Origin of the sequence: Nocardia sp. NPDC051052, assembly GCF_044456045.1 — a bacterium.
In the GTDB taxonomy this organism is placed as follows: domain Bacteria; phylum Actinomycetota; class Actinomycetes; order Mycobacteriales; family Mycobacteriaceae; genus Nocardia.
In genome coordinates this window covers 186,398-201,612 of the sequence record NZ_JBITFL010000013.1, presented here as the reverse complement: position 1 = coordinate 201,612, position 15,215 = coordinate 186,398, and the positions used below count along the sequence as shown (strand labels likewise).

Below are 15,215 nucleotides of genomic sequence, written 5' to 3'. Positions count from 1 at the left end.
GGATGAGCTCATGAGGACAACCCCTGCATGCTGATAATCTGTTGTTCGAGTTCGTGATTGCGTCGACGCAGCCGCTCGATCTCGTCGGTGAGCGGTGCGCGGGCCAGGCGCAGTGATTCGGCCAAGCGTTCGCTGCTGTATTTGACCGGAATGTTTTTGAGGCAGTTGCGATCCAGGGCTTCGACGTGGATGCGCAACGCTCGGTCGCAGCGGGTACGCACGACGCCCTCCGGTGTGCGGAGCAAACGGTCGATGAGTTCGGGATCGTCGGAGCGCTCGATGATTTCGGCGCGGCCGAACACTTTCACCCGCGTGCGAGTGGGGTAGTCGACGAAAAACAAGGCGACACGGTCGTCACGGTCGAGATTGCCCAGGGTGACGAACTGCTGGTTTCCGGAGTAGTCGCCGAGCGCGATCGTCGACGGGTTCAGTACGTGCACGAAACCCGGGGGCCCGCCGCGATGCTGGAGATAGGGCCAGCCCGAAGGGGTCACGGTGGCGATGAAGAACGAGTCGGTCGAGCGGATTAATGCCGCGGTCGGACCGTCGAGTTCCTCTGGCACGCCCATGTTTTCGCCGTCGGCCCGTTGCTGGCCGTACCAGTTGATGCTTCCGGTGGCGCGCTGACGGGCGGCGCTGGCGTCGGAGAACGCGATCGCGCCGTAGCGGGTGGTCCTATTCACGGGCGGCCCGATGCGAGGTCAGGGTCAGGTCGGAATGTGATGGCGTGCAGCGCAGCTCGGCGATCTGTGCACCGAGTCGAGCGATGACAACAGCTGCTGGTTCGGTGCCCGCATGGCGGTATCCGGTTCCGGCCCAGAGGTTCAGGGTGTCCGGATCGGCCGCGGCAGCCTTGCGCAGCGCCGCAGTGAGGGTGTTGACGTACGGATAGGCGGCGGGGGCGGCGGCGGAGAACTCGTCGACGAAAGAATTGCGCAGCGCGCGGGCCGGGCGGCCGGAAAACGCACGGGTGAGCACGGTTTCGGTGAACCGAGGGTCCGCCAGGGCATCTTTGTGTGCGGGCTTGGTCCCGGCTTCCGGTGTGCGCAGCAGCAATGTGCCTACCTGCACGGCGTCCGCCCCGAGGGCCAGCAGCGGGACCGCACGGTCGGCGGTGGCGATGCCGCCGCTGGCGATCAACGGCAGCTCGGTCACCGCGCGCACCTGTTCCAGGAGCTGATCCAGCGACAGCTCGCCCGGAGTGTCGGCGATGTGGAAGGTGCCCCGATGCCCGCCGGCCTCGGGGCCCTGCACACACAGCGCGTCGACGCCGGCAGCGGCGGCGAGTCGCGCCTCGGCCACCGTCGTGACGGTGCTGACAACGCAGATGTCGTGCCGGTGCAGCCGGGCGATCACCTCGACGGTGGGCGCACCGAAGGTGAACGACACCACGGGCACCGACTCGTCGATCGCCAGCGCGATCTTGGCATCGAAATCGTCGTCGCTGTAAGGGATTTCATGAGGCAGGTGGGCCCCGAACCGGGCGGCGCGCTCGGCGAGCAACGCACGATACGCATCGAGCGACGACACATCCACCGAGATCGACTCGGGCACGAACACATTGAGGCCGAACGGCGCGTCGGTACGCTGCCGCAGCTCGGCGATGTCGCGGCCGACCTTCGCCGCGGCGGCGTAGCCGGTGGCCAGGAACCCGAACCCGCCGGCGGCGCCCACCGCGGCCACCAGTTCCGGGGTCGAGGGTCCACCAGCCATCGGAGCGCCGACCACGGGGACGGTCAAGGATCGGAAATCGAACATCGCTGCTCACTTCCTGAGGTGAAGCGGAGGGGACCCCACTAACGCTACGAGCCGCAGAATCGGCCGTAAAATGCTCACTCAGCATGCGGTATACGCTGAGACTATGGACTTGCAGTTGCGTCACCTCACCGCGTTCGTCACGTTGTGCGAGGAGGGCACCTATACGCGCGCCGCGGCCCGTCTGCACATCGCTCAACCGTCGCTGACCCGCACGATTCAAGACCTGGAACGGATCCTCGAATGCGATCTGGTCACGCGCCCCTCGCGCAGGCTCGAACTCACCGCCAACGGTTCACTGTTCTTGGAACGCAGCCGCAACATCCTGACCGAGGTGAACGAGCTGCAAGCGGAGATGCGCACGCGCAGCGAGGTCCGCGTCGGCTTCGCGTGGCTGCTGCCCAGTGACTGGTTCGCCGCCACCCGCGCGCGCTACGACGAACTCGGTGGCCAGATCACCTTGCACCGCAACGACAATCCCGCCGCGGCGCTGCATGAGGGCACCATCGATATCGCGATCGCCCGCAACTCCACGCAGCCCACCGCCGCCATCACCTGGCGTCGAATCGGCACCGAGCAGCGGGTACTCGCGGTGTCCGCGCGCTCGGAGTTGGCGCACGCGGACGGGCTACGCTGGGCCGACCTCGCCCAGCACCCCCTGGTCGTCAACACCCAGTCGGGCACGACCACGCCGGACTGCTGGCCCGACCCCGACCCCACTCGGGAGATCGTCACCTGCGGCAACTTCGACGAATGGATCGAACTAGTCGCCGCCGACCGCGGCATCGGCGCGGTGCCCGACATCGCCACCCACCGCGCACCGCACCCCGATGTGGTCTACCGCGAACTGCCCGATATCCCCGCTTCCACGCTCTATCTCGGCTGGCGGCGCACGCCGCCACCCCCACGTTCGGTCCGGCGTTTCCTCGATGCCGCGCTGGCCGAGGCCCGCCCCTGAGCCGGGCTACAAGGTGCCCGATGCCTGCTCGGCAAGTCGCTGGTTCGCACGGACTCTCGACTGTTCGATGCGACTGCGTTCGTCACCCATGCCGACGAGCAGGTCCACGGTGGCGGGGCCGAGGATGTCGGTGACGGCCTGTCCCGCGCCGCCGAGATAGCCGGTGATTTCAAGGAGCACCACGCCGTGCATCAAACTCCACAACCGTCCCGCGACATCGGCGACCGGATCCGCGCGGATGCGCCCCGCCTCGACCATCTGCTCGACGACGTGCAACATCTGATTAAAAGATGTCGTGCCGGAGGCGAATTCGGCGGGTGCGGTCGAAGTGCTCAGGTTTCGTGCCGCCGGGCGCGTGGTCTGCGGCGAGACCAGGCCGAACATCAGCCGGTAGCGCTGCGGATTGGCAAGGGCGTAGCTGTAATACGCAGCGCCTGCGACGAAGAAGTCGGCGACCGGATCGTCGGTGTCGGGCACGGCCAATACGGCACCGAAGCGGGCGAACGCCTCCGCCGCGACCGCCTCCAGCAGTTCGTTCATGCCCCCGAAATACGTGTACACGGCCATCGTCGACACCCCGATTTCCGCGGCGACCGTGCGTGCCCGCAACCCTTCCGGCCCCACCTGCTCCAATAGCTGGATGCTTGCCTCGATCAGCTGCGCGCGCCTGTTCGGCGCGGGCTGGCCCGATTCCGCGTTCACTCTTGTCCCTGCTCCATAACGGCGTTATTCTACGGGCATAACACTGTTATGAATCTGGGGTGACATGCGCAATCGATGGTCGACGCCGGTCCCGCCTCAGCACGGACGAGGTCAGGATGTGGATCCCGCGGCGATACTTTCGCCGGAGGCGCTGCTGGCCGCGATCTCCGGCCACCTCGACTCGGCGGCACCACTGGTCGGATGGGCACGGGCACTCGGCAACCTGCACGCGGCCCTGATACCGGACCCGCGGCGGCGCCCGAACGACTTCGACGCGGCCGACGACCGCGCCGCAATCGCGCGAACCGTCGCCGCGATCGACGCGTGGGCGGCGTCGCACGTTCGACGAAACCCCAACGCACGCAACAGTACCCACTCTCTGGGTGAAGTCCTCAGCCAGGTCGCCTGCGCCTACGCCCATGCCAGGTGGACGGTCCTGCACCCCGCCGATCAACAGGCACAGCACGCGGCCTGGATGCACCTCGGCGAGGCCCGGGAGGGCTACGCCCGGCTGGTCGCGGACCTCAGCACCGACGATCAGCCGGCCAGCGCCTGATGTGCGGCGCCGGAGAGCGGCGATCGGTCCGGGCGGCTCAGCTACCGCTTGATGCTATCAAGTGTGAAAAACTACCGGTTGTTAAACACTAACGGTTAGTGCTATGTTCGACCGCATGAAGAGAGTGAGCTTCGCCGAGTTCGGCGGCCCGGAAGTGCTGCAACTCCTAGACGCCGAGGAGCCGCACGCGGGCCCCGGTCAGATACGCGTCGCCGTGCGGGCGGCGGGCGTGAACCCGGTCGACTGGCGGGTCCGGGAAGGCCAGATCCTGCAGGCCCACCCGATCGAGTTGCCCGCGGGAGTAGGGATCGACGCCGCCGGCGTGGTCGACGAAGTCGGCGCGGGCGTCGACGGGATCTCCGTCGGCGACAACGTGTTCGGCGAAGGCTCGAGCACCTATGCCGAGTTCGCCGTGCTGTCGGCCTGGGCCAGGATGCCCGAGGGGCTGACGTTCGAAGAGGCCGCCGGATATCCGTCCGTGGTGGAGACCGCGCTACGCGTGCTCCGCGAGGTCGGCGTCCAGCCCGGGCAAACACTGCTGGTCAGCGGCGCCTCCGGCGGGGTCGGATCGGCGGTGCTGCAGATCGCCCGCGACCGCGGCATCGCGGTGATCGGCACGGCGGGGGCCGCGAACCAGGACTATCTGCGCAGCCTGGGAGCCGTCGCCACCACGTACGGCGCGGGCTGGGTCGAGCGGGTGCGGCAGCTCGGGCCCGTGGACGCGGCGCTCGACTTGGCGGGCTCTGGCGTCATCCGCGAACTCGTCGAGCTCACCGGGGATCCGGCGAAGGTGCTCTCCATCGCCGATCTCGATGCGCCGGATCTCGGGGTCCGGTTCTCCGGAGTGGCCGGGAGCGTGCCGGACGCGCTCGCCGAGGCCGCCGACCTCATCGCACGGGGCAGGCTGCACATCCCGGTCGAGAAGTCGTACCCGCTCACCGAGGCCGCGGCGGCGCACATCGACAGCCATACCGGTCACACGCGCGGGCGCCGCGTCATGGTGATCTGAGCGTTTCCCGCACGCGCCCTGGCAAGCCGAATTCCGCGGCGGCGGTGGGCTTCGCGGCACAAACCAGGCCCGTGCCAGTGCGGGCGCGGAGTTCGCTGTCACCCGGGCCCATCCGCCGCTCACCGCGACCCTGCATGATGGGCGGATGCTTCCCACCGACCACCTGGCCCAGGCAGAGCGTCGTCCAGCCGTGATCGATACGCCCCTCGGCACGCTCGGGTTCTCCGTCGCGCTGGGCCCGGACGCGCTACCCGCCAAGCCGGATACCTTGTGGTGCTTGCCGAATGGGACGTATCTGCACCGGTGGCGGCATCGCACCGCGACGGTCGACCTGCTGATCGGCAGCGTCGACGAACCGGCCTGGGACGGTGGCGCGCCGGTTCCGATCTGGGCCGGAATCTGGCAGGTGCAGGCGCGCGGCAGGGTGCCGGGACTGGTCGTCTCGGCCGAACTGACCGACCTTCCCGCCGATGCGTACGGCGGGCAGGACTCGGGCGAATGCCTCGCGGCCGTGAGCGTGGAGAACGAGGACTTCATGGTGTCCATCGGCGGGCCGGATGCCGAACTACTCGCCATGCAGGCCGCGGACGGCAGGCTGATGCCGACCAGCTGGGCGCGACCACTGCGAGCCGCCACCGAATACGGTGTGCGCTACATGGATCCGGCGCGAATCGCCTGGCATCTACCCGGCCTGGCCACCACGGAAGTCGCCCGCCTCTGCATCGCCACCGCCTGGTGCCCCCGCGACGACGACCGTCCCGCGGCCTGGTTCGCCGTCGACATTCCCCTCGACACCGCCTACCACCACCTCATCACCGATCCCGCCTGACCGGAACGCGCACGTGACCACCGTTGGAGGCTGATGCGAGATACCTTCGCCAGGTGATCGAGAATGATTTGCTTCGCCGCTGGGAAGAACGTTGGCCGGCAGGGCCACCGATTGCTAATTGTTTGCGGGGGGACTATCCGGATCGGTGGGTGCGTTTTCACAGTTTGCCGGGGTCCAAGCGTTATCCCGACACCGAGGACGAGTATGCGGTGGTGCTGGATCGGTACAACACGGTGTTGGATGAACTCTTCGGTGGCGAAGTCGTTTACGTCATCACGGTGGACTGGTCCGATACTCCGCTGCCGGCATCGCAGCCGCACCCGGCGGCGCGCTGGCACCCTGGCGGCGCCGAGTACTGGACAACCTTCTGCACAGAACCCGATCCCGAGTACCTCACCTACACACACTTGTTTGTCAGCCAGATCCCTTGGGAGCGTGGCTGCCTCGACGAACTGCTGCGCGCCGTCGCAGACGACCTCACGGCCAACGTGCTACTCACCGACACCGGGCTACAGCGGCTCTACCATCCCTACGACGGTGGCGCCGACGCCATTCTGACCTCGACGGAGGAACGCGATCGGCTGCGCTCCCGGCATGCCGCATGGCTGTCCTCGCATCCGCAAGGGCTCTGAAGCCCGCGCCCGTTGGGGATCGCCGCCTTGTGGCGTCGACCGTGCGGCCCTAACCTGACTGGCACTCGGTAGTCTCTGCCAATCGGAAGGAAATCGGATGAAGAGGTCGCGGTCGGCGATTGCCAGTGCACCGGTGGCTGTTGCCATAGCGTTGACCGCGATGACTGTCGTGGGTGTGCCCGCGACAGCGGCGCCGGGCGATAGTAATAGCGTTGGGATGGAACGGATTCCGACCGCCGAGTGCATTAATCGGTCGATCCCGCTCGGTCCGGAGGAAGCGCGGTTGGGCAGGCCGGAACCGGCTGAGTTGATCGAGGGCGGTGGCTTCACCGACCTCGTGCAGTCGTTCGTCTCGGAACTGTGTGCGACGGCGGACTACTCGTCGGCGGTCGCGCTGGCCACCACCGACGCGAAACAACTGTGGCGTCACGCGGTGGACCGCGCCCAGGGCAGGCAGGCGAGCGGCTCGTTATCGGCGAGCGACGATCGGCCGCTGTACTGGGCTCGCCTGGCCGAAGTGGCCGCGGTGCAGCAATGGCAGCCGTTGTTCGGATTGTCAGCACAGCAACGCGCCGACATCGTCGGGGCGATCGACCGAACGGGTCGCGGCCAGGATGCCGTCGCCTACTCGACGCCCCGCTCGACCACCCGGCACGTCCTGATCACCGGCTTCGACCCCTACAAGCTGGACTCCGAGATCAGAAACGGAAACCCGTCCGGCGCGACAGCCTTGGCGTTGAACGGCAAAACCATCGAAACCGCCCAGGGCCGTGTCGAATTCGCCACCGCGATGTTCCCGGTCCGCTGGCGCGACTTCGGCAACGGAGTCGTCGAACAGACCTTGCGGCCGTTCCTGACCGACGGCGCCGACCAGGTGGACATGTTCGCCACGCTCAGCGTCGGCAGCCCAGGGGAATTCGACCTCGAGCAGACCAACGGGGCCTGGCGCGGCGGGAAGGCCGACAACGAATCCGTCTGCTACCTGGGTAGCGTGCCCAATACCGCCGCCGCAGGTCCGGAGCCGCAGTGGACCCGATCGACCTTGCCACTGCCCGAAATGGCCGCCGTTCCCGGACAGTTCCCGGTCAAGGTGCGCACCTCGGTGGACACCGCACTACTGCCCTTCTTCCCCGCGCTGCCCGTCATCACCGATTGCCGCGTTCCCGCCATACCGGGCGTCCCCATGCCCGACGGGCCGCCGCCGGACTCGACCGCGTGGGCAGGTGGCGGTGGCAGCTACCTCTCCAACGAAAGTGCCTATCGGGCAACACTATTGCGCGACGTCGCGGGTGCCGGTCTGCCCGGCGGGCATATTCACACCCCGGTACTGGAGGGTCTCCCCGAGGCCGGAGTGACCGGCCCGGAGTTCGAGGGCAACCGCGATGCGATCATCACCCAACTCACCGGCCTGCTACTGACCGCCGCGGACGCGACCAGAACCTGAATCTCGTCGCGGCCACCGGCGTTCACCCCGAGCAGACCAACCGAACCCGAGCACGAATCGCCCGCACCACCGGCCGGTGCACCGAGTTCTCCAGTGCGCTTCGAGAATTCGGGTACCGTCGGCGGCCGTCGTGGCGAAATGGGGCCCCTCGCCCCTCGTTTCGGGAGGTTCGGGAGATTTCAGACAGCAGAGTTTCTCGGCGCCGCCTGCTCGGCACCCTGGCCGCGGGAGCCGTCGCCTCCGGTGCGATCGCGGCGACCGGGTGTGCGCCCGGCACCACCGACGATCGCTCCGGCGACCGCAGCGAGGTGCTCGCCCGGGAGCTGCTCGGGGTCGACGAGAACGGCGCCGACGTCACGCTGGACTACCTGAAGGTCCTGATCGATACCGGTTTGCCCGCCGCGAACGCGCGCAAGAAGGTCATTGTCGTCGGGGCCGGTCCGGCCGGGTTGAGCGCCGCGAACCTGCTCGCCGACGCCGGACATCAGGTCACCGTGGTGGAGGCCAACGGGAGTCGAACGGGCGGGCGGGTCAAGACGTTTCGCGGCGTCTTCACCGATCCCGCCCTCTATGCCGAGGCCGGGGCGATGCGGTTGTCCAGCGTGCACCCGATGGCGCTGGCACTGGCGGACAAGCTCGGCGTGCGGCGCAGGCCGTTCTACAGCTCCGACGTGCTCGCGGACACTCGCACACCGCCGACGCCCCCGGTCTGCTACCGCTCCCGCACCGGCGAGGAGTGGTCCAACGGGCCGAAGCGACAGTACGTTCCGCCGCCCGCCGCCGGGCGCGGCCTGATCAAGGTCAACGGAATCACCGTCACCCGTGGCGAATACGCCGCGAACCCCGGCACGGTCCATGCGGGCTTCGGCTGCGACCTCGCGACGTCGAGCAGCGCGCTCCTCGATACCGCGCTGCGCAAAGCCGAAGTGCTGCAGAGCAAGTCGATCGAGCGCCAGGTCGAGGGCTGGGCCGAGTTGCTGGCCACCTACGAAAACGAGTCCCTGCGCGGCTATCTCATGGAGCAGGGGTGGCCCAAGGAGCGCATCGAGGCTGTCGGCACCCTGGAGAACGTCACCGCCCGGCTACGGCACAGCGTCATCTTTCCGCTCGTCGACCACACCCTGATCCCGGCCGACGCCACCTACTGGGAGCTGGCCGGCGGCATGGCCTCGCTCACCGATGCCATGGCCGCGCGACTCGGCCCGGCCATCCTGATGGGCAAGCGAATGACCCGGCTGGAACAGACCGACCACAGCGTGCGGATCTGGACCACCGGGGAAACCGGCGACGAAGGTTCCGACGGTCAACCGACCGGACCGGCCGAATCGTTCGACGCCGACTACGCGGTCGTGGCCATCCCGCTCACCGCGGCCAGGTTTTGCACCTTCGATCCGCCACTGTCCTACGACAAGCGGCGCGCCATCATCGAACTGCACCACGACGCGGCGACAAAAGTGTTGCTGGAGTTCAAGAGTCGCTTCTGGGAGCAAGGACCAACCGGATTCCGCGGCGGCCGCTGCGTCACCGATGCCCCGAACCGCTGCCTCTATTTCCCCTCGCACGTCGAGGATTCCGACGGCGGCGTAGTGCTCGCCTCCTACACCTTCGCCGACGACGCCATGCGCTGGGACTCCCTCACCGACGGCGAACGCGTCCACTTCGCCCTGGCCGGCATGCGCGAATTGTTCGGCGAGCGAGTCGATTCCGAATTCACCGGCGTCGGCATCACGCAGAGCTGGGTGCGCGCCCGCTACGCCCTCGGCGAAGCCGCCATGCCGACCCCCGGCCAGCTACACGACCACCACGTCGCGACCCGATCCATCGAAGGCCGAGTACATTTCGCCGGCGATCACACCAGCCTCAACACCGCATGGATCGAGGGCGCCCTGGAAAGCGGAGTCCGCGCCGCGGTCGAGGTCCATCGGCGCTGACGCGTGGATCAGCGGACGGCGGCGCTCGAATAGTCCGGCAGCGGATACTCGGCTTGCGCGCCGATGAGGCGAGTGAGCAAGGCCCGCAACGGAGCCAACGGTCGCGACACCAGCACCCGCATGACGATGAGCGCGAAGGCGACGCCGCGGCGGGTCTCGGGATGACGCATTCGCACCGAAACCTCGGTACCCTTCTGCGCTTCGGTCACCAGCGGCCGCAGCAGTTCCTCGTAGCGACCGAACGCGCGCGCCGAATCGGTTGGCGTCTCGGCGATTTCACCGGCGATCAGGTACGCGCCGATGAGGGCGAGCGCGGTGCCCATGCCGGTCATCGGCGATCCGCAGTAGGCGGCGTCGCCGAGCAGTACCACTCGCCCCCGCGACCAGCTCGGCATCCGGACCCGAGACACCTCGTCGAAGTAGAAGTCCGGCGCCTCGGCCATGGTGTCCAGAATCGCCGGGACCACCCAGCCGTGTCCGGTCAGCCGATCGCGGATCAGCCGCTGCTGCGCCGCGGTGTCCCCGCGCAGCGCGTCGTCGGCGGGGGTGCGGGTGGAGATGATCGCCATCGAGGTCGCCGGGTCCGCGTCGGGCCGCACCGCGACAGTGCTGCCCGGCACGGGATATACCCCGACCCAACCGGTTTCCAGCATGGTCCGCGGTGGCGTGGGGATGGTGAAGAAGCCGATGTAGGCGCCGAGGTATTCGGTGAACTGCTCGTGCGGACCGAATACTTGTGCACGCGTGGCCGAATGCAGTCCGTCCGCACCGATCACGACATCGAACTCCGCCTGGGCGCCGGAGGCGAAACGTACCCGCACCGTGTCGGCGTCTTGGGTCAAGTCAACGGCCCAGTCACCGTAGCGGTAGTCGAGCGCACCGGATTCCGTAGAGAGCGCGGCGATTTCGTCGAGCAACACCTGGTTGAGGTCGCCACGGGTGATCTCGATCTCGGCGACGATCCCCGCTCCCCCGAACATCTCCGCGGGCATCCTGGCCAGCTGGCGACCGCGGTCGTCGATGAACACCATGCCGCGCTCGTCGAGCTGACGACGCCGGATGCCCGGCAGCAGACCCATCCGTTCGGCCACCTTGCGGCTCGGCCCGCGCAGGTCGACGGCTTGGCCGCCGGGACGCGGCGCTGGCGCCCGTTCGACGACGGTGGTGTCGATGCCCGCGCGCAGCAATTGCAGCGCGACCGCGTTACCCGCGATACCGCCGCCGCAGACCAGTACCCGAATCGATCCGGACATAGTGCCCCTCCCCATGCGACGCCCCTCAGTCAAGACAGTGTTTCACGGAACAGCGAATTCACCTCAGCTGATGTCGACGGCACCGAGATCGCGCGGGTCGGGCTCGGGCTGACGCACACTCTCGCCGCGCCATTCCTGTTCCACCATCGCGTAGATCAGGGTGTCGCCCCACTCGCCCTTGAACCACAGGTCTTGGAGGTGGACCGCTTCGCGGCGCATGCCTAGGCGTTCGAGCACGCGCGCCGACGCGTGGTTGCGTGGATCCAGGTTTGCGGTGATGCGGTGCAGCGACAGTCCGTCGAAGCCCAACCGTAGCAACGCGCGGGCCGCCTCGGTCGCGTAGCCGTGGCCCGCGACATCGGGCGAGAACACGTATCCGATTTCGCCGGTGCGATTTTCGGCGTCCCGCCAGAACAGCACGACGTCGCCGAGCAACCGCCCGGTCGCCTTCTCCTCGACGCACAAATTGAGCCCCTGACCCACCTCGGTCAGTTCGGTTCTCGACCACACCCCCGCGATGCGCTCGGCGACCTGCTCGCGCGACATGGGTTCGTACGGCAGATAGCGGCACACGTCCGGTTGCGATTTGTAGGCGAACATGGCGTCGATGTCCGCCGGAGTCGCGGGGCGGAGCAGGAGTCGCTCGGTCGTGATCGGCAGGTCCGGATGCAGCACGATTTCCGACTATAGCGGCCGCCGTTACCGGCAGGTCGCCCGCAAAATTGGGGTGCCGTACGGCGGCGATTCAAGTGGGGAGACCGCGGAGTACGTATTGCTCTCGTCGCCAGTTGCTGAACAATTCACGGCTGCGGATCGTAGTGATGGATACGGGTGGCGGTTGGCGATCATCCGAACTTCCCGGATTCGAGGTTGTCATGCATCTGTTGTCTTCCGAAGGAAATGCCGGGCCCGCCCCCGGTGGCCGCGGTGCGGTGGTGCTCGGTCTGTTCCGTGTTCTCGTCGGCCTCTCCTTCACCATCCACGGCCTTTCCGGACTGTTCGCCTGGCCGGTGGCACCGTACGGTGGCCATGTCGCGGCGTTCGGCAGCTGGCCGAGCTGGTGGGCCTCGGTGATCGAGCTGGTCGCGGGCGGGTTCGTGGCGCTCGGCATCGGCACCAGGATCGCCGCGCTGCTCTGCTCGGGCTCGATGGCGTACGCGTTCCTGTTCGTGCATTTGAAGTCCGGCATTTTGCCGATCCAGAATGGCGGCGAGGCCGCCGTCCTGTTCTGCTGGTCGTTCTTCCTCGTCGCCATTCTCGGCCCTGGCGCGTTCGCACTGGACGCCCTGTTACCCAGCCGCGCACAGCGGCGCTCCGCCCCGGCAGACGCAGCGCCCACTCGGCGCTGACCGGTCAGGCCCGGCTCATCTCGTCCGCGATCGCCTCGGCGAATTCGTCGATATCGTCCTCGGTGGTGTCGAATGCACACATCCAGCGGACCTCGCCGGTGTGCTCGTCCCAGAGGTAGAAGCGAAACCGCTTCTGCAACCGCTCGGTCACCGGGCGGGGCAGGATCGCGAAGACCGCGTTGGCCTGGACCGGACGCACCACCCGCACACCATCGATGCCGCGCACGACGGCGTCGAGCCGCTGGGCCATGGCGTTGGCGTGCGCGGCGCTACGCAACCAGAGATCACCACCGAGCAGCGCCTCGAACTGCACCGAGACGAAACGCATCTTCGAGGCCAGCTGCATCGACATCTTGCGCAGGTAGCGCAGGTCACGGACCGCATCCGGGTTGAGCACGACGACGCACTCGCCGAGCAGCAGACCATTCTTGGTGCCACCGAACGACAGCACATCCACCCCGGCGTCCGTGCTGAACTCGCGCAACGGCACGCCCAGCGATGCCGCCGCGTTCGCCAGCCGGGAACCGTCGACGTGCACCAGCATGCCGCGCTCGTGGGCGTGCTCGCAGATCGCGCGGACCTCGTCGGCGGTGTACACGGTGCCGAGTTCGGTGCTCTGCGTGATCGACACGGCCAGCGGCTGGGCACGGTGCTCGTCGCCCCACCCGTAGGCCTGGCGGTCGATCAGCTCGGGGGTCAGCTTGCCGTCCGGGGTCGGTACGGTGTGGATCTTTATTCCGGCGAGCTTCTCCGGCGCACCGCACTCGTCCGCGGTGATATGCGCGGATTCGGCCGCGATCACCGCACCCCAGCGCGGCAGCAGCGCCTGCAACGCGACGACATTCGCGCCGGTGCCGTTGAAGACCGGATAGGCCGTGGCGCGCTCGCCGAAGTGCCGTGCGAAGACGTGCTGGAGATGGGCGGTGTAATCATCCCCGCCGTAGGCGATCTGGTGGCCGCCATTGGCCAGCGCCAGTGCGGCAAGCACCTCGAGGTGCACCCCGGCGTTGTTGTCGCTGGCGAATCCGCGCACGGATGGGTCATGCCTGCGGACGGCGTCGGTCATCGGAGTGTCGGTCACAGATCCGGTCCTATCCAGTTCGATTGTTCGGACTCGCGCACCGCGAAGTCCGCGCGTTTGTTCCGAAGGTCTACGATTGTCGCTTCTACACATTCGAGCATCTACGAAGGGGAAACTCCATGGCACGCAAGGTCGTTGTGACACTGGTCGACGACTATGACGGCAAGTCCCAGGCCGAAGAAACAGTGCACTTCACCTTGGATGGCGTGGCCTACGAGATGGATCTGTCGGCATTGAACGCCAAGCAACTCCGCGGCATTTTCGCGGAGTGGACCGCGACCGCCCGCAAGGTGGGTCGCGCGCCGCGCGGCACGAGCACTCGCTCGCAGCCGACGGCCGGGCGGGAGCAGACCGGTGTCATCCGTGAATGGGCACGCCAGAAGGGTATTGACGTATCGAGCCGCGGGCGGATTTCGGCCGAGGTGGTGGACGCCTACAAGAAGGCGAGCATGTAACCCCACACCGAACGCCGAGTCGGGCTCGGCCGTGCAGACCTGGATCTGCCCTGCCGAGCCCGCGGTTTTCTAGCGCAGTCGACCGTTCACCGATCGGGTAATTCGCCGGATTCGTTCGCGCGCAAGCAATTCGGTCATTTCGGTGAGCGAGTCGGCCAAGAGCGGGTGCAGTTCGGCGCGGGCCTGCGCGACGGCGGCCTGGATTACATTCGGCGACACCGTGGGGAATTCCCCACCCAGTCGCTGAGCGGTCGTCCGACTGGCCGTCATCGACTTCACCCACTGCCATACCAGATCCGGTGCGAGCTTGCCCGACTCCCCATCCAGGCTGGGGGCGGCCGTAATCGACCCGTATTCCGAACGTTTGCGCGCCGAGCGCACATCGGTCTTATCGCTACTCATCGGCATGCACAACTCCAGAGACGGCACCAATATGCAGCGAGCCGCGCTTCGGGACCCGACGAAAGTAGTTGAACTCTACACCGAAATACCTACCGCAGACGCGGATGTCGGTCGAACAACCGACAGGCGGTCGCGGCAGCCGAGTACTCATCCCAGGCCCGCGTCCTTGGCGCGGACGATCGCGTTGGCGCGATCGGCGACACCGAGTTTGCTGAAGATGCGGGAGAGGTAGTTGCTGATGGTCTTCGGCGCCAGCCGCAATTCGGTCGCGATCGCGGCATTCGGCAGCCCCGCGGCAACCAGGGTGAGCACGTCGAATTCCCGGGTGGTCAATTCCGGAAACGGGCGGGCGTGCTGGGCGGGACCGGCCAGCATGGTGGCGAGCCTGCCGCCGATGTGCGGGCTGAGCACCACCCACCCGGCGGAGACCGCGCAGATCGCGCGCAGGATGTCGTCGCGGTCCGCGGCATTGCGCAGGTAGCCGCCCGCCCCGGCCCGGATCGCGGCGAACACCGACTCGTCGTCCTCGGCGACGCTGAACACCAGCACCGCGACGCCCGGCGCGGAGCGGGTCAATTCGCTGATGACGGCACCGCTTTCGGGTTGTCGCCATTGGCCGAGGATCAGCACATCCGGCCGGTTCAGCACCGCCTCGCGCAACGCGCCGTCGGTGCTCGTCTCGGCGACGACGGTGATCCAGTCGACGGAGCCGAGCAGCGCCCGCAGCCCGGCCCGGACCACCGCGTGGTCGTCGGCGAGCACCACGGTCAACGGACACGTTCCGGTCAGCGACGCACCGATACCGTCGATGACCGAAAGGTCCGGCCCGAAGCGTCGCTGGTTGACCGCGGTCATCGAA

The 15,215-nt window shown here is 67.5% G+C and carries 17 protein-coding genes; 9 read left to right on the top strand and 8 right to left on the bottom strand.

The window, feature by feature from the left end; translation table 11 throughout:
• Positions 1-8: 8 nt before the first annotated feature.
• Together ACIBCN_RS35805 and ACIBCN_RS35800 are read right to left on the bottom strand one after the other, a co-directional pair.
• Positions 9-683 carry a pyridoxamine 5'-phosphate oxidase family protein gene (locus ACIBCN_RS35805; protein ID WP_396996270.1) on the bottom strand — a complete coding sequence of 225 codons (675 nt, stop codon included), beginning with the start codon at positions 681-683 and terminating at the stop codon, positions 9-11.
• Positions 676-1,758, bottom strand: a complete 1,083-nt coding sequence (locus ACIBCN_RS35800) for an NAD(P)H-dependent flavin oxidoreductase (protein WP_396996268.1) — start codon at positions 1,756-1,758, stop codon at positions 676-678. Before ACIBCN_RS35800 ends, ACIBCN_RS35805 begins: the two co-directional genes overlap by 8 nt.
• 103 nt (positions 1,759-1,861) lie before the next feature.
• On the opposite strand from ACIBCN_RS35800, the gene ACIBCN_RS35795 reads away from it, so the two are divergent.
• Positions 1,862-2,713, top strand: a complete 852-nt coding sequence (locus tag ACIBCN_RS35795; RefSeq protein WP_396996266.1) for a LysR family transcriptional regulator — start codon at positions 1,862-1,864, stop codon at positions 2,711-2,713.
• 6 nt (positions 2,714-2,719) lie between these two features.
• Here ACIBCN_RS35795 and ACIBCN_RS35790 read toward each other — a convergent pair whose 3' ends face one another.
• On the bottom strand, positions 2,720-3,415 hold the full coding sequence (locus ACIBCN_RS35790) for a TetR/AcrR family transcriptional regulator (RefSeq protein ID WP_396996264.1): 696 nt from the start codon (positions 3,413-3,415) through the stop codon (positions 2,720-2,722).
• 118 nt (positions 3,416-3,533) lie between these two features.
• Here ACIBCN_RS35790 and ACIBCN_RS35785 point away from each other — a divergent pair, with 118 nt between their 5' ends.
• The 6 genes from ACIBCN_RS35785 (at position 3,534) to ACIBCN_RS35760 (ending at position 9,816) form a co-directional block, all read left to right on the top strand.
• Entirely contained in the window at positions 3,534-3,971 is a 438-nt protein-coding gene (locus ACIBCN_RS35785) for a hypothetical protein (RefSeq protein WP_396996262.1), read from the top strand.
• A gap of 115 nt (positions 3,972-4,086) precedes the next feature.
• Positions 4,087-4,980, top strand: coding sequence for an NADP-dependent oxidoreductase (locus tag ACIBCN_RS35780; protein ID WP_396996260.1), 894 nt, complete (start codon positions 4,087-4,089; stop codon positions 4,978-4,980).
• Positions 4,981-5,125: 145 nt separating this feature from the next.
• Positions 5,126-5,809 carry a hypothetical protein gene (locus tag ACIBCN_RS35775; RefSeq protein WP_396996258.1) on the top strand — a complete coding sequence of 228 codons (684 nt, stop codon included), beginning with the start codon at positions 5,126-5,128 and terminating at the stop codon, positions 5,807-5,809.
• Between the two features lie 149 nt (positions 5,810-5,958).
• Entirely contained in the window at positions 5,959-6,441 is a 483-nt protein-coding gene (locus ACIBCN_RS35770) for a hypothetical protein (RefSeq protein ID WP_396996256.1), read from the top strand.
• A gap of 217 nt (positions 6,442-6,658) precedes the next feature.
• Positions 6,659-7,885, top strand: a complete 1,227-nt coding sequence (locus tag ACIBCN_RS35765) for a hypothetical protein (RefSeq protein ID WP_396996254.1) — start codon at positions 6,659-6,661, stop codon at positions 7,883-7,885.
• Between the two features lie 308 nt (positions 7,886-8,193).
• The gene (locus ACIBCN_RS35760; protein ID WP_396996252.1) at positions 8,194-9,816 is read left to right on the top strand and encodes a flavin monoamine oxidase family protein; all 1,623 of its coding nucleotides are present in this window, start codon (positions 8,194-8,196) and stop codon (positions 9,814-9,816) included.
• Between the two features lie 8 nt (positions 9,817-9,824).
• Here ACIBCN_RS35760 and ACIBCN_RS35755 read toward each other — a convergent pair whose 3' ends face one another.
• Positions 9,825-11,069, bottom strand: coding sequence for an FAD-dependent monooxygenase (locus ACIBCN_RS35755; RefSeq protein WP_396996250.1), 1,245 nt, complete (start codon positions 11,067-11,069; stop codon positions 9,825-9,827).
• A 63-nt stretch (positions 11,070-11,132) separates the two neighbouring features.
• Positions 11,133-11,744: a GNAT family N-acetyltransferase gene (locus ACIBCN_RS35750; protein WP_396996248.1), complete on the bottom strand. Its 612-nt coding sequence runs from the start codon at positions 11,742-11,744 to the stop codon at positions 11,133-11,135.
• Positions 11,745-11,953: 209 nt separating this feature from the next.
• Between ACIBCN_RS35750 and ACIBCN_RS35745 the strand changes: the two genes are divergently transcribed.
• Positions 11,954-12,418: a DoxX family protein gene (locus ACIBCN_RS35745; RefSeq protein WP_396996246.1), complete on the top strand. Its 465-nt coding sequence runs from the start codon at positions 11,954-11,956 to the stop codon at positions 12,416-12,418.
• A 4-nt stretch (positions 12,419-12,422) separates the two neighbouring features.
• On the opposite strand, the gene ACIBCN_RS35740 is transcribed toward ACIBCN_RS35745, so the two are convergent.
• Positions 12,423-13,484, bottom strand: coding sequence for a threonine aldolase family protein (locus ACIBCN_RS35740; protein ID WP_396996358.1), 1,062 nt, complete (start codon positions 13,482-13,484; stop codon positions 12,423-12,425).
• A 134-nt stretch (positions 13,485-13,618) separates the two neighbouring features.
• Here ACIBCN_RS35740 and ACIBCN_RS35735 point away from each other — a divergent pair, with 134 nt between their 5' ends.
• Positions 13,619-13,954 carry an Lsr2 family protein gene (locus ACIBCN_RS35735; RefSeq protein WP_396996244.1) on the top strand — a complete coding sequence of 112 codons (336 nt, stop codon included), beginning with the start codon at positions 13,619-13,621 and terminating at the stop codon, positions 13,952-13,954.
• Between the two features lie 69 nt (positions 13,955-14,023).
• Here the strand turns inward: ACIBCN_RS35735 and ACIBCN_RS35730 are convergent, their stop codons facing one another.
• A complete protein-coding gene (locus ACIBCN_RS35730) occupies positions 14,024-14,356 on the bottom strand; it encodes a hypothetical protein (protein WP_396996242.1) in 333 nt (110 codons plus the stop codon).
• 147 nt (positions 14,357-14,503) lie between these two features.
• On the bottom strand, positions 14,504-15,211 hold the full coding sequence (locus ACIBCN_RS35725) for a LuxR C-terminal-related transcriptional regulator (protein ID WP_396996240.1): 708 nt from the start codon (positions 15,209-15,211) through the stop codon (positions 14,504-14,506).
• Positions 15,212-15,215: the final 4 nt, after the last annotated feature.

Excerpts from the sequence above, each read along its gene's own strand:
- ACIBCN_RS35800 (WP_396996268.1), bottom strand. The coding sequence starts at position 1,758 with ATGTTCGATTTCCGATCCTTGACCGTCCCCGTGGTCGGCGCTCCGATG.
- ACIBCN_RS35795 (WP_396996266.1), top strand. The coding sequence starts at position 1,862 with ATGGACTTGCAGTTGCGTCACCTCACCGCGTTCGTCACGTTGTGCGAG.
- ACIBCN_RS35780 (WP_396996260.1), top strand. The coding sequence starts at position 4,087 with ATGAAGAGAGTGAGCTTCGCCGAGTTCGGCGGCCCGGAAGTGCTGCAA.
- ACIBCN_RS35775 (WP_396996258.1), top strand. The coding sequence starts at position 5,126 with ATGCTTCCCACCGACCACCTGGCCCAGGCAGAGCGTCGTCCAGCCGTG.
- ACIBCN_RS35765 (WP_396996254.1), top strand. The coding sequence starts at position 6,659 with ATGGAACGGATTCCGACCGCCGAGTGCATTAATCGGTCGATCCCGCTC.
- ACIBCN_RS35755 (WP_396996250.1), bottom strand. The coding sequence starts at position 11,069 with ATGTCCGGATCGATTCGGGTACTGGTCTGCGGCGGCGGTATCGCGGGT.
- ACIBCN_RS35740 (WP_396996358.1), bottom strand. The coding sequence starts at position 13,484 with ATGACCGACGCCGTCCGCAGGCATGACCCATCCGTGCGCGGATTCGCC.
- ACIBCN_RS35735 (WP_396996244.1), top strand. The coding sequence starts at position 13,619 with ATGGCACGCAAGGTCGTTGTGACACTGGTCGACGACTATGACGGCAAG.
- ACIBCN_RS35730 (WP_396996242.1), bottom strand. The coding sequence starts at position 14,356 with ATGAGTAGCGATAAGACCGATGTGCGCTCGGCGCGCAAACGTTCGGAA.
- ACIBCN_RS35725 (WP_396996240.1), bottom strand. The coding sequence starts at position 15,211 with ATGACCGCGGTCAACCAGCGACGCTTCGGGCCGGACCTTTCGGTCATC.